The organism is Curtobacterium sp. AC268 (genome assembly GCF_979258745.1).
The window spans coordinates 3,049,303-3,073,625 of the sequence record NZ_OZ409878.1; the positions used below are offsets into that span (position 1 = coordinate 3,049,303).

Annotated in this window: 20 protein-coding genes; 19 read left to right on the forward strand and 1 reads right to left on the reverse strand. The window is 71.3% G+C overall.

What is annotated here, in order from left to right; genetic code table 11:
* Positions 1-61: 61 nt before the first annotated feature.
* The 15 genes from ACZZ9K_RS14520 to mfd all read left to right on the forward strand — a co-directional run bounded on the left by ACZZ9K_RS14520 (position 62) and on the right by mfd (position 18,317).
* On the forward strand, positions 62-1,417 hold the full coding sequence (locus ACZZ9K_RS14520) for an ABC transporter substrate-binding protein (protein ID WP_181440121.1): 1,356 nt from the start codon (positions 62-64) through the stop codon (positions 1,415-1,417).
* Positions 1,417-2,439: a carbohydrate ABC transporter permease gene (locus tag ACZZ9K_RS14525; RefSeq protein WP_110860751.1), complete on the forward strand. Its 1,023-nt coding sequence runs from the start codon at positions 1,417-1,419 to the stop codon at positions 2,437-2,439. Before ACZZ9K_RS14520 ends, ACZZ9K_RS14525 begins: the two co-directional genes overlap by 1 nt.
* A complete protein-coding gene (locus ACZZ9K_RS14530) occupies positions 2,436-3,395 on the forward strand; it encodes a carbohydrate ABC transporter permease (protein WP_221935162.1) in 960 nt (319 codons plus the stop codon). The genes ACZZ9K_RS14525 and ACZZ9K_RS14530 overlap by 4 nt, the downstream gene beginning before the upstream one ends.
* A 73-nt stretch (positions 3,396-3,468) precedes the next feature.
* The gene (locus tag ACZZ9K_RS14535; RefSeq protein ID WP_463444430.1) at positions 3,469-4,308 is read left to right on the forward strand and encodes a sugar phosphate isomerase/epimerase family protein; all 840 of its coding nucleotides are present in this window, start codon (positions 3,469-3,471) and stop codon (positions 4,306-4,308) included.
* Positions 4,305-5,516 carry a Gfo/Idh/MocA family oxidoreductase gene (locus ACZZ9K_RS14540; RefSeq protein WP_463444431.1) on the forward strand — a complete coding sequence of 404 codons (1,212 nt, stop codon included), beginning with the start codon at positions 4,305-4,307 and terminating at the stop codon, positions 5,514-5,516. Before ACZZ9K_RS14535 ends, ACZZ9K_RS14540 begins: the two co-directional genes overlap by 4 nt.
* Complete coding sequence (locus ACZZ9K_RS14545; RefSeq protein WP_463444432.1) at positions 5,513-6,400, forward strand: sugar phosphate isomerase/epimerase family protein; 888 nt, start codon at positions 5,513-5,515, stop codon at positions 6,398-6,400. The genes ACZZ9K_RS14540 and ACZZ9K_RS14545 overlap by 4 nt, the downstream gene beginning before the upstream one ends.
* Positions 6,397-7,680: a mannitol dehydrogenase family protein gene (locus tag ACZZ9K_RS14550; RefSeq protein ID WP_463444433.1), complete on the forward strand. Its 1,284-nt coding sequence runs from the start codon at positions 6,397-6,399 to the stop codon at positions 7,678-7,680. The genes ACZZ9K_RS14545 and ACZZ9K_RS14550 overlap by 4 nt, the downstream gene beginning before the upstream one ends.
* Positions 7,677-9,029: a D-mannonate dehydratase ManD gene (gene manD, locus ACZZ9K_RS14555; RefSeq protein WP_463444434.1), complete on the forward strand. Its 1,353-nt coding sequence runs from the start codon at positions 7,677-7,679 to the stop codon at positions 9,027-9,029. The genes ACZZ9K_RS14550 and manD overlap by 4 nt, the downstream gene beginning before the upstream one ends.
* A gap of 95 nt (positions 9,030-9,124) precedes the next feature.
* Complete coding sequence (locus ACZZ9K_RS14560; protein WP_463444435.1) at positions 9,125-10,057, forward strand: hypothetical protein; 933 nt, start codon at positions 9,125-9,127, stop codon at positions 10,055-10,057.
* A gap of 84 nt (positions 10,058-10,141) precedes the next feature.
* On the forward strand, positions 10,142-11,419 hold the full coding sequence (locus tag ACZZ9K_RS14565) for a sensor histidine kinase (protein WP_463444436.1): 1,278 nt from the start codon (positions 10,142-10,144) through the stop codon (positions 11,417-11,419).
* Entirely contained in the window at positions 11,416-12,072 is a 657-nt protein-coding gene (locus tag ACZZ9K_RS14570; protein ID WP_027464485.1) for a response regulator transcription factor, read from the forward strand. Before ACZZ9K_RS14565 ends, ACZZ9K_RS14570 begins: the two co-directional genes overlap by 4 nt.
* A gap of 8 nt (positions 12,073-12,080) precedes the next feature.
* Positions 12,081-13,055 (forward strand): hypothetical protein, encoded by a 975-nt coding sequence (locus tag ACZZ9K_RS14575; RefSeq protein ID WP_463444437.1) that lies wholly within the window; start codon positions 12,081-12,083, stop codon positions 13,053-13,055.
* A 329-nt stretch (positions 13,056-13,384) separates the two neighbouring features.
* The gene (locus ACZZ9K_RS14580; protein WP_042537722.1) at positions 13,385-14,008 is read left to right on the forward strand and encodes a 50S ribosomal protein L25/general stress protein Ctc; all 624 of its coding nucleotides are present in this window, start codon (positions 13,385-13,387) and stop codon (positions 14,006-14,008) included.
* Between the two features lie 43 nt (positions 14,009-14,051).
* Complete coding sequence (pth, locus tag ACZZ9K_RS14585) at positions 14,052-14,639, forward strand: aminoacyl-tRNA hydrolase (RefSeq protein ID WP_463444438.1); 588 nt, start codon at positions 14,052-14,054, stop codon at positions 14,637-14,639.
* A 69-nt stretch (positions 14,640-14,708) separates the two neighbouring features.
* Positions 14,709-18,317, forward strand: a complete 3,609-nt coding sequence (mfd, locus tag ACZZ9K_RS14590; RefSeq protein ID WP_463444439.1) for a transcription-repair coupling factor — start codon at positions 14,709-14,711, stop codon at positions 18,315-18,317.
* Positions 18,318-18,477: 160 nt separating this feature from the next.
* On the opposite strand, the gene nhaA is transcribed toward mfd, so the two are convergent.
* Positions 18,478-19,584, reverse strand: a complete 1,107-nt coding sequence (gene nhaA / locus ACZZ9K_RS14595) for a Na+/H+ antiporter NhaA (protein WP_463444440.1) — start codon at positions 19,582-19,584, stop codon at positions 18,478-18,480.
* Between the two features lie 161 nt (positions 19,585-19,745).
* Here nhaA and ACZZ9K_RS14600 point away from each other — a divergent pair, with 161 nt between their 5' ends.
* The 4 genes from ACZZ9K_RS14600 (at position 19,746) to ACZZ9K_RS14615 (ending at position 24,254) form a co-directional block, all read left to right on the forward strand.
* Positions 19,746-20,441 carry a MazG family protein gene (locus ACZZ9K_RS14600; protein ID WP_138802682.1) on the forward strand — a complete coding sequence of 232 codons (696 nt, stop codon included), beginning with the start codon at positions 19,746-19,748 and terminating at the stop codon, positions 20,439-20,441.
* 285 nt (positions 20,442-20,726) lie between these two features.
* The gene (hisS, locus tag ACZZ9K_RS14605; RefSeq protein WP_138802683.1) at positions 20,727-21,971 is read left to right on the forward strand and encodes a histidine--tRNA ligase; all 1,245 of its coding nucleotides are present in this window, start codon (positions 20,727-20,729) and stop codon (positions 21,969-21,971) included.
* Between the two features lie 123 nt (positions 21,972-22,094).
* Complete coding sequence (gene eno / locus ACZZ9K_RS14610; RefSeq protein ID WP_027464494.1) at positions 22,095-23,378, forward strand: phosphopyruvate hydratase; 1,284 nt, start codon at positions 22,095-22,097, stop codon at positions 23,376-23,378.
* Between the two features lie 342 nt (positions 23,379-23,720).
* Positions 23,721-24,254 carry an FtsB family cell division protein gene (locus tag ACZZ9K_RS14615; protein WP_111056958.1) on the forward strand — a complete coding sequence of 178 codons (534 nt, stop codon included), beginning with the start codon at positions 23,721-23,723 and terminating at the stop codon, positions 24,252-24,254.
* Positions 24,255-24,323: the final 69 nt, after the last annotated feature.

Sequence of the window (24,323 nt, forward strand, 5' to 3'; positions counted from 1 at the left end):
GGCGGAACAGTGGTGCCACCGAGCAGCGCCGCTCGGAGGAGGTCTCGAGGAGGAAACCCCCGTGAAGACGCGAAGACTGCAAGTCCGCACCCTCGTCGGTGCCGTCGCCGTGGTCGCCCTCGCCGCGCTGTCCCTGCAGGGATGCGCCGTGGTGAACGGCAGCGGCGACGACCCGAACACCCTCCGCGTGATGATGGGCGCGGACACCACCTACCCCAAGGAACGCAAGCAGTGGCAGCGGGAGACCGCCGCCGAGTTCAAGCGCACGACCGGTGCCGACATCCAGTGGGAGACCTACTCGTCCGCGCAGGAGGAGTTGACCGCGATCCAGACGAGCGTCATCTCCGGGCAGGGCCCCGACGTCTACGCGATCGGCACCACCTTCACCCCGACCGCGTACGCCACCGGTGCCTTCGTCGAGATGGGCGCGAAGGAGTGGGACGCGATCGGCGGCAAGGACCAGTTCGACCCCGCGTCGTTCGGCATCTCCGGTCCGAGTGCGTCGAAGCAGATCGGGATCCCGTTCGCCAGCCGTCCGTTCGTGATGGCGGTGAACAAGGACCTGCTCGCGAAGGCCGGCATCACCGACATGCCCACGACGTGGGACGAGCTGACCGCCGACGCGAAGGCCACCACGGGTGACGGACGCCACGGCATGGCGATCGCCTACGCCGACGGCTTCGACCCCTGGAAGTTCGTGTGGGGGATGGCCCAGAACGCCGGCAACACGATCGTCGACGGCTCGAAGGCCGAGATCGACAGCGAGGCCGTCGAGAACGCCTACCGCACCTACTTCGACTGGGTGACGAAGGACGGTGTCGTCGACCCTGCCGCGATCGGCTGGAACAACGCCCAGGCCCTCGCGCAGTTCACCGAGGGCAAGGCGGCGTTCTTCCCGATGACGACCACCACCGCCATCAACTCGTTCCAGGACACCAAGGTCGACGGCAAGTACGAGTTCGCGCTGCTGCCGACCGTCCCGCCGGGTGCGACGGAACGTCCGTCCGACGGCATCGAGGCCGCCAGCATCCTGTCCGGCGACAACTGGGTCGTCGCCGACTACGGCACGAAGCAGGAGCTGTCGTTCGCGTTCGTCAAGCAGCTCAGCGCCCCGAAGGCCCAGCTCGAGTACTACGACCTGTTCGGCAACCTGCCGACCAACGCGTCCGCCGCCGCCGACCTGGCGGCCGACAACCCGCAGCTCAAGCCGATCATCGACGCCGGCCGCCTGTCCAAGCCGACCGCGTTCACCGGCGCCTGGTCCGACATCCAGCTCGCCCTGGTCGACGTGGTCGTGCAGTCGATCCCGTCGCTGAAGTCCGGCGAGGTCACCGACGACCAGCTCCGCAAGCGACTGCAGGACGCCCAGAAGGACGCCCAGGCCACCCTCGACCGTCAGAAGAACGGAGGTCTGTGATGACCAGCACGCAGACCAGGCCCCGCACCGACGCGGCGCCGCCCCGGCCGGTCCGCCCCGCCGGCAAGACGCCCCTCTACAAACGCGAGCGCCCGCTGTGGATGCTCCTGCCCGGCGGGGTCCTCATGCTCGCCGTCATCGTGGTGCCGCTCCTGGTGGGCTTCTGGATCGCGATGCTCGACCTCGACCAGTACACGCTCCGCCAGTGGTTCAGCGCCCCGTTCGTCGGGCTGGCCAACTTCACCGAGGCGTTCACGAACTCGCCGCTGCTGCACTCCATCTGGATCTCGGTGTCGCTGTCGGTGCTCGTCACGGCCGTGACCGTGCCGATCGGGGTCGCCGCCGCGATCTCGACGCAGAACCGGTTCCCCGGTCGCGGGCTCGTCCGTTCGATCTACCTGATCCCGTACGTGCTCCCCGCCTTCGTCGTCGGCACGTTCTTCCGCACGATGCTCCAGCCGCAGGGGGTCGTGAACTCGATCCTGCACACCGACGTGCTGTGGCTGAACGGCTCGGCGTCGTACTGGGCGCTCGCCGGCGTGATGATCTGGACGAGCTGGCCCTTCGTCTACCTGCTGTCCCTGGCCGGGCTGCAGGCCGTGGACAACGAGGTGCACGAGGCCGCCGCGCTCGACGGGGTGACCTGGTGGGCGAAGCTGCGGTACATCATCTTCCCGTACCTGCGCGGACCCCTCAGCCTCGCGGTGATCATCTCGATCCTGCACAACATCAACAACTTCACGCTGCCGTTCGTCCTGTTCGGCATCCCGCTGCCGTCCAGCGTCGAGGTGATGCCCGTCCTGACGTACATCGCGAGCTTCCAGTCGTTCCGCTTCGGCCTGTCCGCAGCGATGGCGATCTGCTCGCTCGTGATCGTCGCGATCCCGCTGTTCGTCTACCTGCGGGCGGTCAAGCTCGACACCGGCGACGACGCCGGCCCCAACCGGAAGCAGCGTCGCGCCGACCGCGCCACGCTCGCCGCCGCCCCGACCGCCGCCGACATCGACGGAGCACGCGCATGACCACCCCGAGCACGTCCTTCAGTACCCGCACCCGCCCCACCGCGACGCTCACCGAGAGCATCACGACCGGCAACAGCGGGCGACGGAACAAGCGCCCCTACGACACCGACGTCACCCGGCTGCTGCCGCGCTGGCTGCTCGTCACCGTCATCGCGGTGATCATCGCGTTCATCGCCGTCCCCGTGCTCTACATCCTGTTCGGCTCGGTGAACTCCGACGTCGCCGTCGCCCGTGGCGAGTACTTCCCGTCCGAGTTCACGCTGTCGAACTACGTCGAGATCTGGTCCACCGTCGCCCTCGGCGAGGGACTGGTGAACTCGATGCTCACCGCCGGTGCCGTCGCCGTCGCGAGTGCCGCGCTCGCCGTGTCCACGGCCTACGTGCTCGTCCGGTTCCGGTTCCTCGGGCGCCTGACCATCCTGCGTGGGCTCCTCGCCCTGCAGTCGATCCCCGGCACGCTCCTGCTCCTGCCGGTCTTCGTGGTGTTCTCGAACATCGCCAGCGCCACCGGCGTGCAGATCATCGGCACCCGCTGGGGCCTGTTCGTCACCTACCTGACCTTCGCCCTGCCGTTCTCGACGTGGGTGATGGTCACGTACCTGCGCGGCCTGCCGAAGGAACTCGAGGAAGCGGCGCGCATCGACGGCGCCAGCTCGACGAAGATCCTGACGAAGATCGTGCTGCCGCTGTCGTGGCCGGGCATCGTCGTGTCCGCGATCTTCGCCTTCCTGCTCGGCTGGAACGACGTCCTGTTCTCCACGATCATGACGACCCCGAACACCCGGACGGTCGCCGTGGTCCTGCAGGTGCTCGGCACCACCCAGGAGGGCGGAGCGGTCCCGATCTACGGCCAGATGATGGCCGCCTCGATCGTCTGCGCGGTCCCCGTCGTCGCCCTGTACCTGATCTTCCAGCGCTACCTGGTCGGCGGGCTCACCGCCGGCTCCGTCAAGTAGGCCGCAACCCAGAACCGGACTGGAGGCCCGTGGCGGCCCCGCCACGCGCCTCCAGTCCGAACGAAAGGACACCATGACCGACCAGCCCAGTTGGGAACTCTCCGGTTTCGGCGACGAGATCGACGCCGACCCGGTCGTCCAGGTGGCGGTCCTCCAGGCGCTCGGCGCGAGCGCCATCGAGGTCCGCAGCGCCTGGGGCGTCAACGTCGTCGACCTCGACGAGGACCAGCTCGCCGGACTCCACCGGCTGCTCGACGAGCGCGGGCAGACCGTGTCCGCGATCGCCTCGCCGATCGGCAAGGTGCCCGTCGACGAACCCGTCGAGCACGAGGTGTCGCGGCTCGCCCGTGCGATCCGTGCCGCGCACGCCCTCGGCACGACGAACATCCGGATCTTCTCGTTCTGGTTCGAGGGCCGCACGCCCGACGACGTCCGCGACGACGTCCTCGTCCGGATGCGGGCGCTGGCCGACCTCGCCGAGCGCGAAGGGGTGACCCTGCTGCACGAGAACGAGAAGGACATCTACGGTGACGTCCCCGCGCGCGTGCTCGACATCGTCGAGAGCGTCGGTTCGTCCGCGCTCCGCCTGGCCTGGGACAACGCGAACTACGTGCAGTGCGGCGTCCGGCCCTTCACGGACGGCTGGGAGCAGCTCGCCCCGTACGTCGACTACCTGCAGGTCAAGGACGCCCTCGCCGCCGACTCGTCGGTGGTGCCGGCGGGCGAGGGCAACGGCGAACTCATCGAGACCCTGACCGCCCTCCGGGACGCCGGGTACTCCGGGTACGCCTCGCTCGAGCCGCACCTCAGCGACTTCACCTCCCTCGGCGGGTTCTCCGGCCCAGCGGCCTTCGGTCGTGCCGGCCGCGCCTTCCGAACCCTCACCGACCAGATCGGAGTCACCCTGCGATGACCGAACCCACCAACCCGCTCCGCTTGGCCGTCGTCGGCACCGGTGTCATCGGACGCCACCACGCCACCGTCGCGGTGCACCACCCGGATCTGCAGGTCGTCGCCCTCGTCGACGCCGTGCCCGAAGCCGCCACGAGCGCGGCGGACGCGATCGAGGCGATGGGCGTCGACCGTCCGATCACGACGTCCACCATCGAGGAAGCGATCGAGCAGACCGACATCGACGTCGTCGCGATCTGCTCGCCGTCCGGCATGCACGTGCAGCTCGCCGAGGCCGCCCTGGCCGCCGGCAAGCACGTCGTCATCGAGAAGCCGCTCGACACCACGATGCCCCGGGCACGGCAGATCGCGGCGCTCGCGGCAGCCGCTCGTAACCGCGGGCTCGTCACGAGCGTCATCAGCCAGCACCGCTTCGACCCGGCGTCGGCAGCCGTCGCCCGGGCCGCGCACGACGGCGGGTTCGGCACCGTGACCTCGGGGCTCGCGAGCGTTGCCTGGTACCGGTCGCAGGGGTACTACGACTCCGGTGACTGGCGCGGCACCTGGGCACTCGACGGCGGCGGCGCGGTGATGAACCAGGGCGTGCACACCGTCGACCTGCTCGTCTGGGCGCTCGGCCGTCCGGTCGAGATCTCGGCCCAGACCGGGCTCCTCGCCCACGACCGCATCGAGGTCGAGGACACCGCCGTCGCCACCGTCCGGTTCGACGGCGGGGCGCTCGGGGTCGTCCACTGCACGACCGCGGCGTACCCGGGGCTCTCCGCCCGGTACGCCGTGTACGGCACGCACGGTTCCGCCATCGTCGACGACGACCGGCTCGCGTACTTCCACATCGCCCCGGACACCGCCACGCTCGAGTCCGCCGCGACCACGTCGAACGCCAGCGCCGTCGCCGGAGCGGTCGACCAGAAGGACCAGATCGTCCCGCCCGAGCACGTCGTCGGCGGCCCGGCTGAACCCGACCACTTCGCCGCGGGGCACGCTCGGCAGTACACCGACATCGTCGACGCGATCCGGCAGGGACGCGAACCGGGTGTCACCGTCGACGCGGCCCTCGTGTCGCTCGCCACCGTCCGCGGGCTCTACGTCAGCGCGACGCTCGGACACCCGGTGCGCATCGACGACGTGATCGAGGGGAAGTACGACGACGTGGTGCCGGTCGTCGGCACACCCGCCACCGCCAGCGCGACCGAAGGAGCCACCCGATGAAGTTCTCCGTGTTCACCGCCTCGACCCCCGACTGGACCCCGTCCGAAGCCGTTGAGACCCTGGCCGCACAGGGCTGGGACGGCATCGAGTGGCGCATCGTCGACGACCGTCCGGCTGACGGCGCCGAGGTCCCCGCCGAGCGGTCGTTCTGGGCGGGCAACAACTCGACGTGGCAGTACACCGGCATCCGCGACCGGGTCGGTGAGATCGCCCGGATCACCGACGCCGCCGGGCTCGAGTACTCGGGCATCGGCGGCTACCAGCCGGCCGCCGACCACGACGGTGTCGAGACGATGCTGCGGGTGACCAGCGAACTGGGTGCCCGGCAGGTCCGCGTCACGATGCCGAACTACCGGGCCGAGAAGGAACGCACCGGCGAGACCTACCCCGAGCTGTTCGACCGCACCCGCACCGACCTCGAGTGGGCGGCGGACCGCGCGGCCGAACTCGGCGTCAAGGTGTTGGTCGAGCTGCACCACATGACGATCACACCGTCGGCCTCCGCAGCACTGCGGCTCATCGACGGCCTCGACCCCGCACACGTCGGCGTCATCCACGACCTCGGCAACCTCGTGATCGAGGGTGACGAGGACCACCTCGCCGCGTTCGAACTGCTCGGGCCGTACCTGGCACACGCCCACGTGAAGAACGCCCGCTGGGTCGACACCGGCGCCACCCGGGCCGACGGCAGTTCGATCTGGCAGCACGAGTGGGCACCCCTGCGCACCGGCCAGGCGTCGGTGTCCGAGTACCTCGACGCGCTCCGCCAGGTCGGGTACGACGGGTGGGTCACCATCGAGGACTTCTCCACAGACCTCCCGCTCGAGACCCGCACCGCCGACAACCTGGCGTACCTCCGCTCCCTCGTCCCGGTGTCGGCATGACCGACCGGCGTCCGGGCATCGTCCATGTGGGGGTGGGTGCGTTCGCTCGCGCCCACCTCGCCTGGTACACCGCCCACACCACGGGGGAGCCGTGGGGCATCACTGCCTTCACCGGCCGCTCGCCCGCGGCCGCGGACGCGTTGGCCGCGCAGGACTGCCGGTACACGCTGGTCACGCGAGCCGCGTCCGGCGACGGAGCCGAGGTGGTCGACACCATCGTGGCCGCCCACCCGGGCAGCGACGACACGGCCTGGAGGCACGTGGTCGCGTCCCCCGAGACAGCCATCGTCACGCTGACGGTCACCGAGCAGGGCTACCGGCCCGGTTCCGACGTGCCGGCGCGGCTGGTCGCGGGGCTCGACGCCCGCCGTGCCGCCGGTTCCGGGCGCATCGCGCTGGTCAGTCTCGACAACCTGACGCACAACGGGGTGGTCCTGCGCGGCGCCGTGCTCGACGCCGTCACCGACGACGACCTGCGCGACTGGATCGAGGCGAACGTCGCGTTCCCGAGCTCGATGGTCGACCGGATCACCCCCGCGACCACCGACGCCGACGTCGCTCATCTGTCGGAACTGCCGGGTGCGCTCGCCGGAGACCGGGTCCCCGTCGTCACCGAGCCGTTCGCCGAGTGGGTGCTCGAGGACACCTTCGCGGGCATCGACCGGCCCGCGTGGCAGACGGCCGGCGTCCGGATCGTCGACGACGTCACCCCGTACGAGCAGCGGAAGCTCTGGCTGCTGAACGGCTCGCACTCGCTCCTCGCCTACCTGGGGTTGCAGCTCGGCCACGACACGGTGGCCGAGGCGATGGACGACCCGGTCTGCCGCATCGCCGTGGAGCAGCTCTGGGACGAAGCCGCGCTCGAGCTCCCGCTGCCCGAGGCCGAGGTCACCGACGCCCGCGCGGCCCTGGTCGAGCGGTTCGCCAACCCGCGCATCCGGCACACGCTGCGGCAGATCGCGTCCGGCGGCTCGCAGAAGCTGCCCGTCCGTGTCGTCGACGTCGTGCGGCACCGGCTCGCCCGCGACCCCTCGGCTGGCATCGGCACCGGAGCGGCCACCGCACTCGCCGCGTGGTGGCTGCACGTCACCGAGCAGTCCGACCTGGTGGACGACCCCGGTGCCCCCGGGCCAGACTCGGACCTGCACGACGTCCTGGCCGTCGTCGCGCCCGAACTCGACACCACCCCCGTGGTCGCCGCCGTGACGGCGGCGGCCGACCGCATCCGCACCGCCGCGGCACGCGCCCGCGAACGCTCCAACGGAGGAGTCCACGCATGACCGACACGAACACCACGAACCCCGCGGCCCCGGTCTCCGGCGCCACCGACAGCGGGCCGGCCGAGACCACCGCCGGCCGTCCGGACACCTGGGCCTCGGCGGACCGCGGCCAGCTGATCGAGCGGGCCGAGGTCATCGTGACCAGCCCGAACCGGAACTTCGTGACGCTCAAGCTCACCACGGCCGACGGCGTCACCGGACTCGGCGACGCCACCCTGAACGGCCGTGAGCTCGCGGTCTCCGCCTACCTGTCCGAGCACGTCGTCCCGCTGCTCGTCGGCCGTGATGCCAGCCGCATCGAGGACGCCTGGCAGTTCCTGTACCGGTCGTCGTACTGGCGCCGTGGTCCGGTCACCATGGCCGCGATCGCCGCCGTCGACATGGCCCTCTGGGACATCAAGGCGAAGGTCGCCGGGATGCCGCTGTACCAGCTGCTCGGCGGGGCATCGCGCACCGGGCTCATGGCGTACGGCCACGCCTCGGGCAAGGAGCTGCCCGAGCTGTTCGACTCCATCCGCGAACACCAGGAAGAGGGCTACCGCTCGATCCGGGTGCAGACCGGTGTCCCCGGCCTCGAGTCCATCTACGGCATCGCGTCGAACAGGACCACCGAGGGCAACGCCGGCGTCCGCTACGACTTCGAGCCCGCCCAGCGCGGTGCGTACCCGGCGATGGAGGACTGGGACACCCGCGCCTACCTGCGCCACGTGCCCACCGTGTTCGAGGCCGTCCGCAACGAGTTCGGCCCCGAACTGCCGCTGCTGCACGACGGCCACCACCGGATGACTCCGCTGCAGGCCGCCAAGCTCGGCAAGTCGCTCGAGCCCTACGACCTGTTCTGGCTCGAGGACTGCACCCCCGCCGAGAACCAGGAGGCCCTGAAGCTCGTCCGGCAGCACACCACGACGCCGCTGGCGATCGGCGAGGTCTTCAACACCATCTGGGACTTCAAGGACATCATCCGCGACCAGCTCATCGACTACGTCCGCGGTGCCGTCACGCACATGGGCGGCGTCACCCCGCTCAAGAAGACGATGGAGTACGCGGCGCTGTACCAGGTCAGGTCCGGGTTCCACGGACCGACCGACATCTCCCCGGTGGGGCTCGCGGCGCAGATGCACCTCGGGCTCGCGATCCACAACTTCGGCATCCAGGAGTACATGCAGCACGGGCCGCAGACCAACCAGGTGTTCCACCAGACCTTCACGTTCACCGACGGCTACCTGCACCCGGGTGACGAGCCGGGCCTCGGGGTCAGCCTCGACGTCGACGAAGCCGGCAAGTACCCCTACGAGCAGGCGTACCTGCCGTTCAACCGCCTGGCCGACGGCACCGTCCACGACTGGTAGTCCCCGACGCCGTGGCGGGCACGGTGTCGAGCGGGCACGGTGTCGAGCAGGCACAGTGTCGAGCGGGCTCGGTGTTGAGCAGGCACAGTGGTGGCATGGAGTTCGCCGACGTCGCCAGGGAGCTGCTGCTCGTCGCGCCGCAGGACTTCGTCGCCGAACGCACCGCACGACAACGCGCGGCGCGGAAGGACGACCGTGCCCTCGCGACGGCGATCGGGAAGCTCCGGAAGCCCGCCCCGGCTGCCTGGGTGATCGACCTGCTCGCCCACGACGGTGCCCTCGACGACGCCGTCGACCTCGGACCGGCGCTCCGCAAGGCGCAGGCGGACGCCGACCCCGACGCGATCCGGACCCTCCGTCGGCAGCGCGCCGAGGTCGTCGACGCCCTCGCGCAGGCCGGTGCGGACCTGGCGTCCGACGCCGGACACCCCGTCACCCCGGCGGTGCTCGAGCAGGTCCGGTCGACGATCGAGGCGGCGATGGCGGACCCGCACGCCGGCGCGGCCGTCCGGTCGGGGCTGCTCGTGACGGCGCTCGAGAGCGTGGGGTTCGACGCGGTCCACCTCGACGGGGCGCTCGCGGATCCGGACGCGGTCCCCGATGCCTGGTCCGGCAGCGATGCCCCACCCATCCCCATCTCCCTGGCGAGGGGTGCGCGGAAGGCGAGCCGTGCCTCCAGGCCCGCGCAGCGCGACGCTCCGGAACCAGACGCCGAACCCGAACCCGAACCCGAACCCGAACCCGAACCCGAACCGAAGCGCGACCCGGCCGCCGACCGGAAGGCCGCGCGCCAGGCCGAGACCGCAGCGCGCACGGAGTCCCGCGACGCCGACGCAGCACTCGACACCGCCGAGGCCGATCTCGAACAGGCAGAGGAGCGCCGCGCGGAGCTCCAGCGTGCCCTCGAGCAGGCCGAGGCCGAGATCACCCGGCTCGAGGCAGCCCGCGACGAGGCCGAGGCGGCGAGCGACCGGGCGCGCGATGTCCTCCACGCCGCGCAGGAGCACCGGCGAGTGGTCGGCCGCTGAGCCGTCCGGGGTGACCTCATCACCTCGGATGAAAAGCGGCCGCCCGGCTCGGTCCCCGTCCGGCGCGGCCCATACGCTCGCGTCATGACCTCCCTCCTCCGCCGGTACCGGCACCTGCTGGCCCCGGCCGCCGGCGCCGTGTACCTCGTGCTCTGGATCGTCGCCGAGGCCGGACGCGCGGGGCTCGCCGACCACGTCGTCGTGGTGTCGGCCTTCGCCGTCGCCATCGGCCTCGCCGCGTGGATGCCCGCGACCGCGCTCGGACTGGTCGTCGGCATCCCGCTCCTGCAGGCGGCCCGGCTGCTCACCCGGCCGACCGACACGACCTGGCCGGAGTACCTGGCCATCGCGATCGTCGTCGGCGTCGTCGGTGCCGGTCGGTCCGACCTGCTCCGCTACCTGGCGGTCCCCGTGCTCCTGCTCGCGAGTGCGGCGGCCGCCTGGGCGATGGCGGTCCCGACCGCTGCCGACCGAGACGTCTGGGGCAGCTGGGTGGGGAACTCCGGAGGGACCCGGTCCGACCTCGTCACGATCACCTTCGCGTTCGTCGGGGTCAGCGGTGTCACCTGGGCGGTCGGCGTGGCCATCGGTGCCGCCTGGCGGATCGGCCTCGCCCGGGTCCGGGTGGTCGAGGCGCAACGCCGCACCGAGGTGACCACGACCGAGCTCCGGGCCGAGCAGGAGCGCGCACGGATCGCCCGCGACGTGCACGACTCGCTCGCCCACTCACTGGCGGTCGTCGTGTCCCAGGCCCAGGGTGCCGCGGCCATCGCCGTGCGGGACGAGCACGCCGCCCGGGCGCTGCAGGACATCGCCGACGTGAGCCGCTCGGCACTGGGTGACGTCCGGGCCCTGGTGGAACGCATCCAGGCGAGCGACGACGCCGACCGCCACGGGCTGTCCGACGTCCCCGACCTGGTCGAGGACATGCGGGAGCTCGGCATGACCACGACGTTCGAGGAGCACGGTGCCGGACTCCTGCCCGCGGGCAGCGCCAGCGCGGTGCACCGGATCGTGCAGGAGAGCCTGACGAACGTGCTGAAGCACCAGGGGCGGACCGCGACGGCCCGGGTGGCGCTCGACTGGCGCGGCCCGGGGCTCGGCGTCGTCGTGACGTCGCGGGGGAACGAGCCCCTCGTCGAGCTCGACGGCGCGGGGTCCGGTGTCGCCGGGATGCAGGAGCGCGCACGACTGGCCGGGGGCTGGCTGCGTGCCGGTGTCGGCGACACCCCGGACGAGTGGGTCGTCACCGCGTGGCTGCCGACGAGCGCCGCGGTGCCGACCACGGCGACGCCCCACACCGACACCGACACCGACACCGACACCGACACCGCGGCCGTCCTGCCGGAGCACGTCCGATGAGCGCCGTCCGCGTCGCCGTCGTCGACGACCAGCGACTGTTCGCCACCGGGATGCAGATGCTCGTCGACGCCCAGGACGACATGACCTGCGTCGGGACCGCCGGCGACGGTGCCGCCGCCCTCGAGCTCTGCGCCGCCGAACACCCCGACGTGCTGCTGCTCGACCTGCGGATGCCGGTCATGAACGGCATCGAGACCCTGACGCGTCTCGTCGCCTCGACCCAGGACCGCCCACGGGTCGTCGCCCTCACGACCATCCGCCGCGACGACGCCGTGCTCGCCGCACTCCGCGCCGGCGCCGCCGCGTTCCTGACGAAGGACGCCCTGCCCGACGTCGTCACCGCGACCATCCGCGACGTGCACGCCGGGCGACCGGCCCCGACCGAAGCCGAGGCACTCGACCTGCTGCGCGCGCAGGGCACCCCGGCCGTGACCGACCGACGCGACGAGGTGCTCGACGCGCTGACGGCCCGCGAGCGCGAGGTCTTCCTGCTCGTCGCGAAGGGGCTCAGCAACGCCGAGATCGCGGAGTCGGTCTTCCTGAGCGACGCCACCGTGAAGACCCACGTCCGCGCCGTCCTGACGAAGCTCGGACTCCGGAACCGGATCCAGGTCGTCATCACCGCACACGAACGCGGCCTCGTCCGCGCCTAGGGGGAACCATGCAGATCACGAACCGCGTCGCGAAGACCGGCACCCTCGTCGTCGTCCTCGCCGGACTGGCCACCGCGGTCGTCCACGGCCTGCCCGAACGAGCCGACGTCGCGGTCGCACCCACCGTCGAACAGGACAGCACGGCGTGGGCGATGCCCCTCGACGCCTTCGTCGCACCGGCCTCGTCGAAGACCACGTACGCCGAGGACCTCGTGGCCGAGCCCTGCCTGCGGAAGGCCGGCATCGACGACCCGGCTCCCTGGGCGACCGCGGCCGGGCTGCAGGCCGACGACGACGCGGCCGACACCGCCGCCCGGGCGAACCCGTCACCCGCACTCGCGACCACCAGGCCCCTCACCGCGGCGCTCGCCGAGTCCCGCGGATACCACGGTCCGTCCGCCGCGGGTGCGAACCTGGAGGGCATGCGGCAGTGGGGGTACGACCAGGACCGCCAGGCCGCGTTCGCCGCGCTCCCGGACGACGTGGCCGCCCGCTGCTGGAAGGCAGCCCGGAAGACCCTCGGCACGACGCTGCCCGGCACCGAGCAGACCGCGTCCGAACTGGCCCAGCGCCTGACGTACCTGGCGGCGCTGGATGCGCGCCAGGACGACAAGGTCCGCACGGCGGCGGCCGGGTGGCGCACCTGCATGGCGCCGTCCGGTGTGCCGGACCTGCCGGCGGGTCCGGAGGGCATGCCGACCCCCTCGATGCACGTCAGCGCCCGTGATGGCGACCAGGTCGTCCTGTTCTCGGACGATCCGGGGAAGGCAGAGGTCGCCGTCGCCGAACGGGACGTCGCGTGCCAGGAGTCATCCGGCTACCGCAGCGCGCTGTACGCGGCGGAGTGGGCACGGCTGCTGCACGTCACCGCGACCGACGCGGCCGCGCTCCGGAAGGGCTCGACACGGCAGCCGCAGGTGGACGCCCGCCTCGACCGGGTGATCGCACGGCTCGCGCCGGCGGCACCGACGGACGTCGACTGACGCGGCGGGTGCGGGGAGCGGTCCTGGGGGGAGCGCCCCGCGCCCGCCGCACGGGGACGACGGACGGGAGGCCCGTGGCGGGACCGCCACGGGCCTCCCGTGGCGTCCCGGCGAGCGTCCGGACCGTGACGCACGACACGCCCGGACGGTCCTGCTAGACTCGGTCCCTGACTTCGGCGAGGGCTGCGTACGCGCGGCCGTGATCGACGCGGTGGGATACCCGGCAAGACCCTGGGATCGTTCCTCACGCGTGCACGCGTTCGAGTTGCAACACCACAGACCCCCACGATGCCGGCACCCCGGCGTCGTCCCCGACACCAGGAGGCACCATGGCCGACTACACCAAGCTCGCAGCGGAAGTCCGCACCAAGTTCGGCAAGGGCGCTGCTCGCAAGCTCCGCGCGGCCGACAAGATCCCCGCGGTCGTCTACGGCCACGGCACCGAGCCGAAGCACATCTCGCTGCCCGGTCACGAGACCATGCTGCTCGTCCGTACCGCCAACGCGGTCGTCGACCTCGACATCGAGGGCGCTGCGCAGCTCGCCCTCGTCAAGGACGTCCAGCGTGACCCGGTGCGCCAGATCATCGAGCACATCGACCTCGTGGTCCTCCGCCGCGGCGAGAAGGTCACGGTCGACGTGCCCGTCGTCATCGAGGGCGAGTCCTTCTCCGGCACCATCCACGTGCAGGACCTCAACACGATCTCGCTGCTCGTGCTCGCCACCGACATCCCGGAGCACGTCTCCGTGAACGTCGAGGGCCTCGAGGACGGCGTGCAGATCCACGCCTCGCAGCTCGAGCTCCCCGAGGGCGCCGAGCTCGAGACCGACCCCGAGGCGCTGGTCGTCGCGATCGTCACCCCGCGTGGCACCGCTGACGACGACGCCGCGGACGAGGCTTCGGCCGAGGCCGGTGCCGAGTCGGGTGCCGAGGGCGCCGCGGACTCCGAGTAACACCCCTTCGAAGACATCTGGTCGACGCTGTGACACTGCGCTCATGAACGGCAGCAGCATCCTGGTGGTGGTCGGGCTCGGGAACCCCGGGCCCGACTACGCCGGCAACCGCCACAACGTCGGCCAGATGGTCCTCGACGAACTCGCCTCCCGCACGGGAGCGACGTTCAAGAAGCACAAGACGCCGAACCAGGTCGCCGAGGGGCGCCTGGTGCCCGGCGGCACACGACTCGTGCTGGCGAAGCCCGGGTCGTTCATGAACACCTCGGGCGGACCGGTCTCCTCGGTGCTCGGGTTCTACGGCGCCACCCCGGCCGACCTCGTCGTCGTGCACGACGAGCTCGACCTGCCGTTCGACACCGTCCGCCTGAAGGGCAACGGCGGGCACGGCGGGCACAACGGGCTGCGCGACATCATCAAGGCCACCGGCACGAACGAGTTCATGCGCGTCCGGGTCGGCATCGGACGTCCGCCCGGTCGGCAGGACCCGGCCGACTACGTGCTGCGTGACTTCTCCGCAGCCGAGAAGAAGACGCTGCCGATCCTGCTGGCCGACGCGGCCGACGCGGTAGAGGCGATCGCCGAGGTCGGGCTGCTCGCCGCACAGCAGCGCGTGCACGCTCCGTCCTGAGCGTTCGGCGCTGTTCGCCCGTCGCGCACGCCGCGGCCGGTGTCGGTGGCGGCCGGTACCATCTCCTGAGTGACGATCTCGGGCATCATCCCTGCGCTCTCGCGCGCCTCCGCCTTCGATCGCGTGCTGCGCGCCGCACCGCGCGACGCCGACTTCTCCGTCGTGGACGGCCTGCGCGTGCCGCTGCTCGGCGCGCTGCTCGCCGAGCGCAACGGTCCGCAGTGCGTCCTCGTCATCACGGCGACCGGGCGTGAAGCCGAGGCGGTCCGTGAAGCGTTCGGCAGCTACGTCCCCGACGCCGACGTGCTCGAGTTCCCGGCGTGGGAGACCCTGCCGCACGAACGCCTCAGCCCGAGTGCCCAGACCGTCGGCACGCGCATCGCGACGCTCCGGAAGCTCGCAGCGTGGCAGGCGGCGGACCCGGCCGATCGTCGCCAGACCATCGTCGTCGCGAGCGTCCGCGCCGCGCTGCAGCCGATCGCGAGCAACCTGACGTCCCTGGCGCCGGTGGTGCTGCGGACCGACTCGCGGGGCAACGACCTGGCGGCGATCGCGTCCCAGCTGGTGGACCTCGCCTACTCCCGCGTCGACCTCGTCACCCGCCGTGGTGAGTTCGCGGTGCGCGGTGGCATCCTCGACGTCTTCCCGCCGACGGCCGACCACCCGGCGCGCGTCGACTTCTTCGGCGACGAGATCGAGGCGATCAAGGCGTTCTCCGTCGCCGACCAGCGCACGACAGAGGACGACCTCGGCTCGGTCGAGCTCACCGCCTCGCGCGAACTCCTGCTCAGCGACGACGTCCGGCAGCGGGCACGCGAGATGCTGCACGAGTTCCCGAACCTGTCCCAGATGCTCGCGAAGATCGCCGAGGGGATCCCGGTCGAGGGCATGGAGTCCCTCGCTCCGGCGCTCGTGCAGGACCTCGTGCCGATGACCTCCTACCTGCCGGACGACGCCACCATCGCGGTGTTCTCGCCGGAGCGGGTGAACGGCCGCGCGAACAGCCTGGCCGAGACGAACACCGAGTTCCTGCAGGCGGCCTGGAGCGCGGCGGTCGCCGGTGCCCAGGCCCCGATCGACCTCGACGCCGGCAACTTCCTGACCGTGCAGCAGCTCAAGAACACCCGCGGCCAGCGCACCTGGTGGACGGTGTCGCCGTTCGACTCCGGCCTCGACGAAGGAGACACCGAGCGCGTCCTCACCGACGCCGAGGCCGCTGCCGAGGCCGGCGAGTACATCCGCGTCCGGGCCGAGGCCGTCCCGAGCTTCGCCGGCAGCGCCGACGGGGCGATCGCCCACGTCAAGTCGCTGACCGACGACGGGTGGGCCGTCGTTGTGACCGCGCAGGGCCAGGGCCTCGTCGAGCGTGCGGTGCAGGTGCTCGCCGACGCCGGGGTCGCCGCCCGTGCCGATGCCGTGACCGCGCCGCCCGAGCCCGGGTTCGCCGTCGTGACGACCGCGACCGTCGAGCACGGCTTCGCGATCCCCGACCCCCGCATCGCGGTCCTGAGCGAGGCCGAGTTCTACGGCCGCAGCGTCCAGCAGGGCGCCCGCACCGTCAAGAAGCTCGCGAGCCGGCGCAAGAACGTCGTCGACCCGCTGCAGCTCAAGCCGGGCGACGTCGTCGTGCACGCGACCCACGGCATCGGCAAGTTCGTCGAACTCGTCAGCCGCGAGGTCTCCAGCGGCGGTCGCAACGCCGTGAAGACGCAGCGCGAGTACCTCGTGCTCGAGTACGCGCCGTCGAAGCGCAACTACCCGGGCGACAAGCTCTTCGTGCCGACCGACCAGCTCGACCAGCTGTCGCGTTACGTCGGTGGTGAGTCGCCGACCCTGTCGAAGATGGGCGGCTCGGACTGGTCCGCCGCCAAGTCGAAGGCCCGCAAGGCCGTCCGCGACATCGCCGTCGACCTGGTCAAGCTGTACTCGGCGCGGATGGCGTCGAAGGGGCACGCGTTCGGTCCGGACACCCCGTGGCAGCGCGAGCTGGAAGAGGCGTTCCCGTTCGCCGAGACCGCCGACCAGCTCACCACGATCGACGAGATCAAGCGCGACATGGAACGCCCGATCCCGATGGACCGCCTGCTGTCCGGCGACGTCGGCTACGGCAAGACCGAGGTCGCGATCCGTGCCGCGTTCAAGGCCGTGCAGGACGGCAAGCAGGTCGTCATGCTCGTCCCGACGACCCTGCTCGTCCGCCAGCACATGGAGACGTTCCAGGAGCGCTTCGCCGGGTTCCCCGTGCACCTGCGCGCCCTGAGCCGGTTCCAGACCGAGAAGGAGTCGAAGGAGACCATCGCCGGGCTCGCCGACGGCACGGTCGACATCGTCATCGCGACCCACCGGATCCTGTCGCAGGGCATCACCTTCAAGGACGTCGGGCTCGTCATCATCGACGAGGAACAGCGGTTCGGCGTCGAGCACAAGGACCAGCTCAAGAAGTTCAAGACGAACGTCGACGTCCTGGCGATGTCGGCGACCCCGATCCCGCGCTCGCTCGAGATGGCGGTCACGGGCATCCGCGAGATGTCGACCCTGGCGACCCCGCCCGAGGACCGCCACCCCATCCTGACCTTCGTCGGGCCGCAGTCCGACCTGCAGGTGGCCGCCGCGATCCGCCGCGAGCTGCTGCGCGAGGGCCAGGTGTTCTACGTGCACAACCGCGTGAAGGACATCCAGTCGGTCGCCGCACACCTGGCCGAGATCGTGCCGGACGCCCGCATCGCCGTGGCGCACGGGCAGATGTCGGAGACCACCCTCGAGCAGGTCATGGTCGACTTCTGGGAGCGCCGCTTCGACGTCCTCGTCTCGACGACGATCATCGAGACGGGCCTGGACATCGCGAACGCGAACACGCTCATCATCGACAAGGCGGACAAGTACGGCCTGTCGCAGCTGCACCAGCTGCGCGGTCGTGTCGGCCGTGGGCGGGAGCGCGGGTACGCGTACTTCCTCTACGACTCCGACAAGCCGCTGTCCGAGACCGCACAGGACCGCCTCGAGACCATCGCCGCGAACAACGAGCTCGGCGCGGGCATGCAGGTCGCCATGAAGGACCTCGAGATCCGCGGGGCCGGCAACCTGCTCGGCGGGGAGCAGTCCGGCCACATCGCGGGCGTCGGGTTCGACCTGTACCTGCGGATGATCGGCGAGGCGGTGTCGCAGTTCCGTGGCGACGTCGCCGAGGGGCAGACCGAGCTCCGGCTCGAGATCCCCGTCGACGCGCACATCCCCGAGGACTACGTCGAGTCCGAGCGACTCCGGCTCGAGGCGTACCAGAAGCTCTCGGCGGCCTCGGCCCCGACGGCCCAGCCGAACGCGATCGACATGGTGCTCGACGAGCTCACCGACCGCTACGGGCAGCCGCCGCAGGCCGTGCAGACCCTGGTCGAGGTCTCCCGTCTCCGTCGCATGGCGCAGCAGGTCGGCCTGTCCGACGTCGTGGTGATGGGCTCGAACCTGCGGGTCGCCGGCAAGGAGCTCGCCGACTCGTCGCAGGTGCGCCTGAAGCGCATGTTCCCGGGGGCGCGCTGGTTCCCGCAGCAGAACGCGACGAGCATCCCGATGCCGCGTCCGCACGACCAGGCGCTGCCGGACGACGCCCTCATCCAGTGGGTGGAGAGCATCCTCACCGCCGTGTACGGGGCGACGACCCCGGCCGAGGCGCCGGCCGCGTAGACGCGAGCGGAGACGGCCTGGAGGCACGGTGCGGGCCCGCACCGTGCCTCCAGGCCGTCATCGGCCACGTCCACGGCGCGCTCGCTGTTCGCGACGATCCACGCGTCGAACGACGCGTGCTCTGTCGCGGAACGGGTGCGAACCGCCGGCCCGCGACCCGCTACTCGGTGTCCTCGGCCTCGGACAGCTCGCGGCGCGCGCGGTACGCCCGCGCCCGCAGGGTGACGACGACCGCCGACGCGACGATGGCGATGCCCGAGCCGACGAGCACGGCGAGGACGCCCTCGTCGAGGATCTCCTCGTTGCGGGCGAACGCCAGCTCGTTCATGAGCAGCGACACGGTGAAACCGATGCCGCCGAGCACGCCGACGGTGATGATCGAGAAGAACGACAGCGACGAGCGGCCGGGCGAGCGGAAGATGCGCGTGGCGATCGTGCCGAACAGCGTGATGCCGATGACCTTGCCGACCGGCAGTGCGAGGACGACGGCCCAGAACGTGGGGGAGAGCTCGCTGATGCCGACCGAGGGGATGATGACGGCGGCCGACGCGAACGCGAACACCGGCAGCACGATGGCGTTCGACCACGGTTCGACGTTCTCGTGCAGGGTGTGGCCCGGGCGTCGGGGCAGCACGAGCCCGAGGGCGACGCCGGCGATCGTGGCGTGCACACCGGAGTGGTAGACGAGCCACCAGGTCAGGAGTCCGACGACGACCATCGCCACGATGACGAGCGTCTGCCCGCTGCGCCCCGGACGGAGCATCCGACCGAGCAGCCAGAACGCCGCGAGGGTGACGACAGCGCCCGCGAGGGCCAGGAAGTCGGTGTCGTGGGCGAACACCACGGCGATGATGATGATCGCGATGAGGTCGTCGAGCACGGCCAGCGCGAGCAGGAACACCCGGATGCCGCTCGGCAGCCCGCGACCGAACATGGCGAGCACCCCGAGCGCGAACGCGATGTCCGTCGCCGTCGGGATCGGCCAACCGTGCGTGTACTGCGTGCCCGCGGTGACGAGCAGGAAGATGCCGGCCGGGACGAGCACGCCGCCGACCGCCGCGATGGCGGGGATGATCGCGGTCTTGGGGTTCGACAGCTCGCCGTCGACGAGTTCCTGCTTCAGCTCGATCGCGACGAGCAGGAAGAAGACCGCGAGCAGCCCGTCGCTGATCCAGTGCGCGATCGACAGGTCGAGGCCCAGGGCACCGAGCGGCAGGTGCGCGTCGAGCAACCGTTCGAGGCCGGGGCCGATCGGGGAGTTCGCCACGACCAGACCGAGCACGGCGGCGGTGAGGAGCGCGATGGCGCTGAAGCGGGGGAGCGGACGAGGGACGACATGGATCTCCGTCTCGAGGGGTCGGGTGAGTGTCCGTCGACCAGACTTCCCGACACACCACGGCCAGTCTACGCGGGTGGCACGATGACCAGATGACCGCCGTACCGGACCTCGTGACCGTCGTCGACCGCCTGCTCGCCGAGGACGGCGGGTGCGTGTGGAACCGGGCGCAGACCCACGCCTCGCTCGCGCGCTACGCCGTCGAGGAGTCGTACGAACTCGTCGACGCCATCGACGACGGCGACCCGGACGACGTCCGCGAGGAACTCGGCGACCTGCTCTACCAGGTGGTCCTGCACGCGGGGATCGCCGCCCGGGCGGGGGACTTCACCCTCGAGGACGTCGCCGCCGGGGTGCGGGACAAGATGACCAGGCGGCACCCGCACGTGTTCGGCGACGAGACGGCGGACACCGTCGAGGACGTCGTGCGGGTCTGGCGTGCGGCCAAGGCGGCCGAGAAGGCGAGCCGGCGGAGTGCGTTCGACGGGGTGCCCCGGGCGATGCCGCCGCTGGAGCGTGCGGTGAAGCTGCTGGAACGCCTGGAGGAACGTGGGGACGCCGACGCGGTCGTCGCGTCCGTCGTCGGGGGCGGTTCCGGCGTCGGCCCGGAGGCCCGTGGTGCGTCCGCCGCGCCGGCTGCGGACGACGGGGTGGGGACGGTCGACGCCGAGTGGGGGCGAGCGGTGCTCGGGGAGGTCGCGGCTGCGGCAGGACGCGGGGTGGACCCGGTCGCGAGTCTTCGGGCCGCGGTGTCGGCGCTGGAGGAAGCCGGTCGGGCTGTGGAGTGATCCCCGGCGTGCGACGGTGCTCCGGGCTCGGAGAATCCGGGCAGTGAGAACGGGCGCCCTCCCAACCCGAAAAAGAGAGGGCGCCCGTGAGCGGGCGTCGGCTCCACCAGGGAGAGGGGCCGACAGGGAAGCCCGCTCGAACCGCGGGACGCACTGCAGCACGTCGCCCCGCGAATCGGTCCGGAGCGTGGATCAGGCACGATCCGGACCGAGGTTCTGCATGCAGTATGCCAGTGGGTCGGCGGGCGCGCAAGCCGGCGACGCCGGTCTGCCAGAATTGACCGCATGGCAACGACCGTGACGGCACCCCGTGGCATGCGTGACTTCCTCCCGGCGGACAAGGCCCGGCGCGAGCACGTGCTCGGTGTCGTGCGGGACGTCTACTCGCGGCACGGTTTCGACGAGATCGAGACCCCGGTGGTTGAGGACGCTGCGCGGCTGCACTCCGGGCTCGGCGGTGACAACGAGAAGCTGGCGTTCGCGGTGATGAAGCGCGGGCTGACCACCGAGGACCTGCAGGCAGCCGAAGCACCGCTGGACCTCGCCGACCTCGGTCTCCGGTTCGATCTGACCGTCCCGCTTGCCCGGTTCTACGCCTCGCACCGTGCGGAGCTGCCGTCGGTGTTCCGATCCGTGCAGATCGCGCCGGTCTGGCGTGCCGAGCGCCCGCAGAAGGGTCGCTACCGCCAGTTCGTGCAGTGCGACATCGACATCCTGGGGGAGCCGGGGCAGCTCGCCGAGATCGAGCTCATCCGCGCGACGACCGCGGCCCTCGACGCCCTCGGGGTCAGCGGCACGACGATCCGGATCAACGACCGCCGGATCCTGCTGGCGCTCCTCGCGTCGTGGGGGATCACCGAGCCCGCTGCCGCCGATCGTGCGCTCATCACGATCGACAAGCTCGACAAGATCGGTGCGGACGGAGTAGCGGCGGAACTGCGCGGCACCGTGGGCGCCGACCTGCCCGGGCTCGAGGACACCATCCGCGCGCTCGAGGCCGCCGACTGGACGTCGGTCGAGGGGGCGCCGTGGCTCGACGCCGAGGCCTTCGCCGACCTGCTCCGCCTGCGCGAGGCGCTGCCCGGGGTGGACCTGCGCTTCGACCCGACGCTCGTGCGCGGCATGGGCTACTACACGGGCACGATCTTCGAGGTCGCGCACCCCGACTTCGGCTACAGCCTCGGTGGCGGCGGCCGGTACGACGGGATGATCGGCCGGTTCCTCGGGCAGGACGTCCCCGCGGTCGGGTTCTCGCTCGGGTTCGAGCGGCTCGTCGACCTCGTGACCCTCCCGGAGTCCGCCGAGGCCGACGCCGTCGTGCTCGTGTACGACAAGGACGTCGACCCGGTCCGGCTCGCCGCGCTGAAGACCGAGGCCCTGGCGTCCCACCGGCGCGTCCGGCTCGAGCGCCGCACGAAGAACACGAAGAACCTGCTCGCCGGCCTCGCCGCCCAGGGCTTCACGGCGTTCGCCACCGTCTCGGCGGACACCTCGTCGCTCGAGGGCGTGGCGTTCCGCCCGCTCGACTGAGCACCCAGTCCTCGTTCCAGCACGGACTCGTCCACAGCGGGGCGTCACGGCCGACGTCGTGTTCACCTCCGCTCGCTAGGATCGACACCGCAATCACCACAACCAATGTGTAGGGAGTACCCCGTGGCCCTGATCGATGCCGTAGGCGCACGCGAAGTCCTCGATTCCCGAGGCAACCCGACGGTCGAGGTCGAGGTCCTCCTCGACGACGGCGTCGTGTCCCGCGCGCTCGTCCCGTCCGGTGCATCCACCGGCGCGTTCGAGGCGTACGAGCTGCGCGACGGCGACGCCTCGCGCTACGGCGGCAAGGGCGTGCTCAAGGCCGTCGACGCCGTCCTCGACGAGATCGGCCCGGCGCTCGAGGGCTTCGACGCCACCGACCAGCGCCTCGTCGACGCCGCGCTCATCGAGCTCGACGGCACCGAGAACAAGTCCCGCCTCGGCGCGAACGCGATCCTCGGTGCCTCGCTCGCCGTGGCCCGTGCGGCAGCCGACTCGGTCGACCTGCCGCTCTTCCGCTACCTCGGCGGCCCGAACGCGCACACGCTGCCCGTCCCGCTGATGAACGTCGTCAACGGTGGTGCCCACGCGGACACCAACGTCGACATCCAGGAGTTCTTCCTGGTGCCGTACGGCGCCGAGTCCTTCTCCGAGGCACTCCGCTGGGGCGTCGAGACCTACCATGCCCTCAAGGGCGAGCTGAAGAAGCAGGGGCTGGCCACCGGCCTCGGCGACGAGGGCGGCTTCGCGCCGGAGCTCGCGTCGAACCGCGCGGCGCTCGACTTCCTGCTCACCGCGATCGAGAAGGCCGGCTACACGCCCGGCAAGGACATCGCCGTCGGCCTCGACGTCGCGTCCACCGAGTTCTTCTCGGACGGCAAGTACCAGTTCGAGGGCAAGCAGCTCTCGAGCCAGGAGTTCACCTCCTACTTCGCCGAGCTCGTCGCGAACTACCCCCTCGTCACCATCGAGGACCCGCTGGCCGAGGACGACTGGGAAGGCTGGTCGCACCTGACCGCCGAGCTCGGCGACAAGGTCCAGATCGTCGGCGACGACCTGTTCGTCACCAACCCGAAGCGTCTGCAGCGGGGCATCGACGAGAAGGCCGCGAACTCGATCCTCGTCAAGGTCAACCAGATCGGCACGCTCACCGAGACGCTCGACGCGGTCTCGCTCGCGCACCGTCACGGCCTGACCTCGATCCTGTCGCACCGCTCCGGCGAGACCGAGGACACCACGATCGCGGACATCGCGGTCGCGGTCGACGGTGGCCAGATCAAGACCGGCGCCCCGGCCCGCTCGGACCGCGTCGCGAAGTACAACCAGCTGCTCCGCATCGAGGAAGAGCTCGGCGACGCCGCGGTGTACGCCGGTCGCTCGGCCTTCCCGCGCGCCGCGTCGCTGTAACCAGCCCGGCCAGCAGCACCCGCACCACCGAGACGCCGTCCTCCTCCGGGAGGACGGCGTCTCGTCGTCTGTGCCTCCCCGGAGTGCCGAGCGGTCGGGACGTGCCGCCCGCGCCGCGTCGAGTGGTGGTGAGTCGTCGGTTGGCCCGGGCCTGGCCGACAGGACGTGACCACCGGACGTGCGCCGGGCGGTGTGTGGTGACCACTCCAGGTGCTGGGCTCCAGGGGCGGGCCGGAGCCGTGCCTCCCGGCTGCCTCGACGTGACGACGCGAGACGCTGAGAGGGCGCCGAACGGCCGCGTGCCGGGCGGCCGGACCGACCGAGCCGGGTTATCGTCGGACCGTGCCCAGCCAGAAGCCCCGCGTCCGCCGCGTCCCCGTGGCGATGCCCGACGGCAGCACGCCCGCGCAGCCCTGGTACCGCTCGATCCACTTCTCGGGGTTCAGCCTGCTCATGCTCGCGATCATCGTGCTCTTCGTGGTGGTGCTCGCGCCGTCGCTCCGGACGCTCATCCAGCAGCAGGAGCAGATCGCCCAGCAGCAGCACGAGGTCGCGAGCCAGAAGGCCGACGTCGCGCAGAAGAAGCAGGACGTCGCACGCTGGGACGACCCGGCGTACATCGAGGCACAGGCCCGCGACCGACTGCTCTACGTGTACCCGGGCGAGGAGAGCTACCTCGTGATGGGCGCCGAGGACGAGGCCGCCGACAAGACCCCCACCACCGACTCGGGCACCCCCGTGAGCGCGAAGGTGCAGACGCCCAAGGTCGACTGGGTGCAGGCGATGCTCTCGTCGGTGCTGCAGTCCGGGCTCACCGACGAGCGGGCAGCCGACCTCGTCGCCCCCGACGTCTCCGGGACGGGCGACAGCAAGTAGTCCCGAACCGCCGGGCGCGGCGCCGTCCGGCCCGACGGTGCGAGGGGTTCCGCTTCTCCGGTAGGCTCA

Bases quoted from the DNA above. Each gene is read 5' to 3' on its own strand.
- ACZZ9K_RS14525 (WP_110860751.1), top strand. From the start codon at position 1,417: ATGACCAGCACGCAGACCAGGCCCCGCACCGACGCGGCGCCGCCCCGG.
- ACZZ9K_RS14530 (WP_221935162.1), top strand. From the start codon at position 2,436: ATGACCACCCCGAGCACGTCCTTCAGTACCCGCACCCGCCCCACCGCG.
- ACZZ9K_RS14535 (WP_463444430.1), top strand. From the start codon at position 3,469: ATGACCGACCAGCCCAGTTGGGAACTCTCCGGTTTCGGCGACGAGATC.
- ACZZ9K_RS14540 (WP_463444431.1), top strand. From the start codon at position 4,305: ATGACCGAACCCACCAACCCGCTCCGCTTGGCCGTCGTCGGCACCGGT.
- ACZZ9K_RS14545 (WP_463444432.1), top strand. From the start codon at position 5,513: ATGAAGTTCTCCGTGTTCACCGCCTCGACCCCCGACTGGACCCCGTCC.
- ACZZ9K_RS14550 (WP_463444433.1), top strand. From the start codon at position 6,397: ATGACCGACCGGCGTCCGGGCATCGTCCATGTGGGGGTGGGTGCGTTC.
- manD (WP_463444434.1), top strand. From the start codon at position 7,677: ATGACCGACACGAACACCACGAACCCCGCGGCCCCGGTCTCCGGCGCC.
- ACZZ9K_RS14560 (WP_463444435.1), top strand. From the start codon at position 9,125: ATGGAGTTCGCCGACGTCGCCAGGGAGCTGCTGCTCGTCGCGCCGCAG.
- ACZZ9K_RS14565 (WP_463444436.1), top strand. From the start codon at position 10,142: ATGACCTCCCTCCTCCGCCGGTACCGGCACCTGCTGGCCCCGGCCGCC.
- ACZZ9K_RS14570 (WP_027464485.1), top strand. From the start codon at position 11,416: ATGAGCGCCGTCCGCGTCGCCGTCGTCGACGACCAGCGACTGTTCGCC.
- ACZZ9K_RS14575 (WP_463444437.1), top strand. From the start codon at position 12,081: ATGCAGATCACGAACCGCGTCGCGAAGACCGGCACCCTCGTCGTCGTC.
- ACZZ9K_RS14580 (WP_042537722.1), top strand. From the start codon at position 13,385: ATGGCCGACTACACCAAGCTCGCAGCGGAAGTCCGCACCAAGTTCGGC.
- pth (WP_463444438.1), top strand. From the start codon at position 14,052: ATGAACGGCAGCAGCATCCTGGTGGTGGTCGGGCTCGGGAACCCCGGG.
- ACZZ9K_RS14600 (WP_138802682.1), top strand. From the start codon at position 19,746: ATGACCGCCGTACCGGACCTCGTGACCGTCGTCGACCGCCTGCTCGCC.
- hisS (WP_138802683.1), top strand. From the start codon at position 20,727: ATGGCAACGACCGTGACGGCACCCCGTGGCATGCGTGACTTCCTCCCG.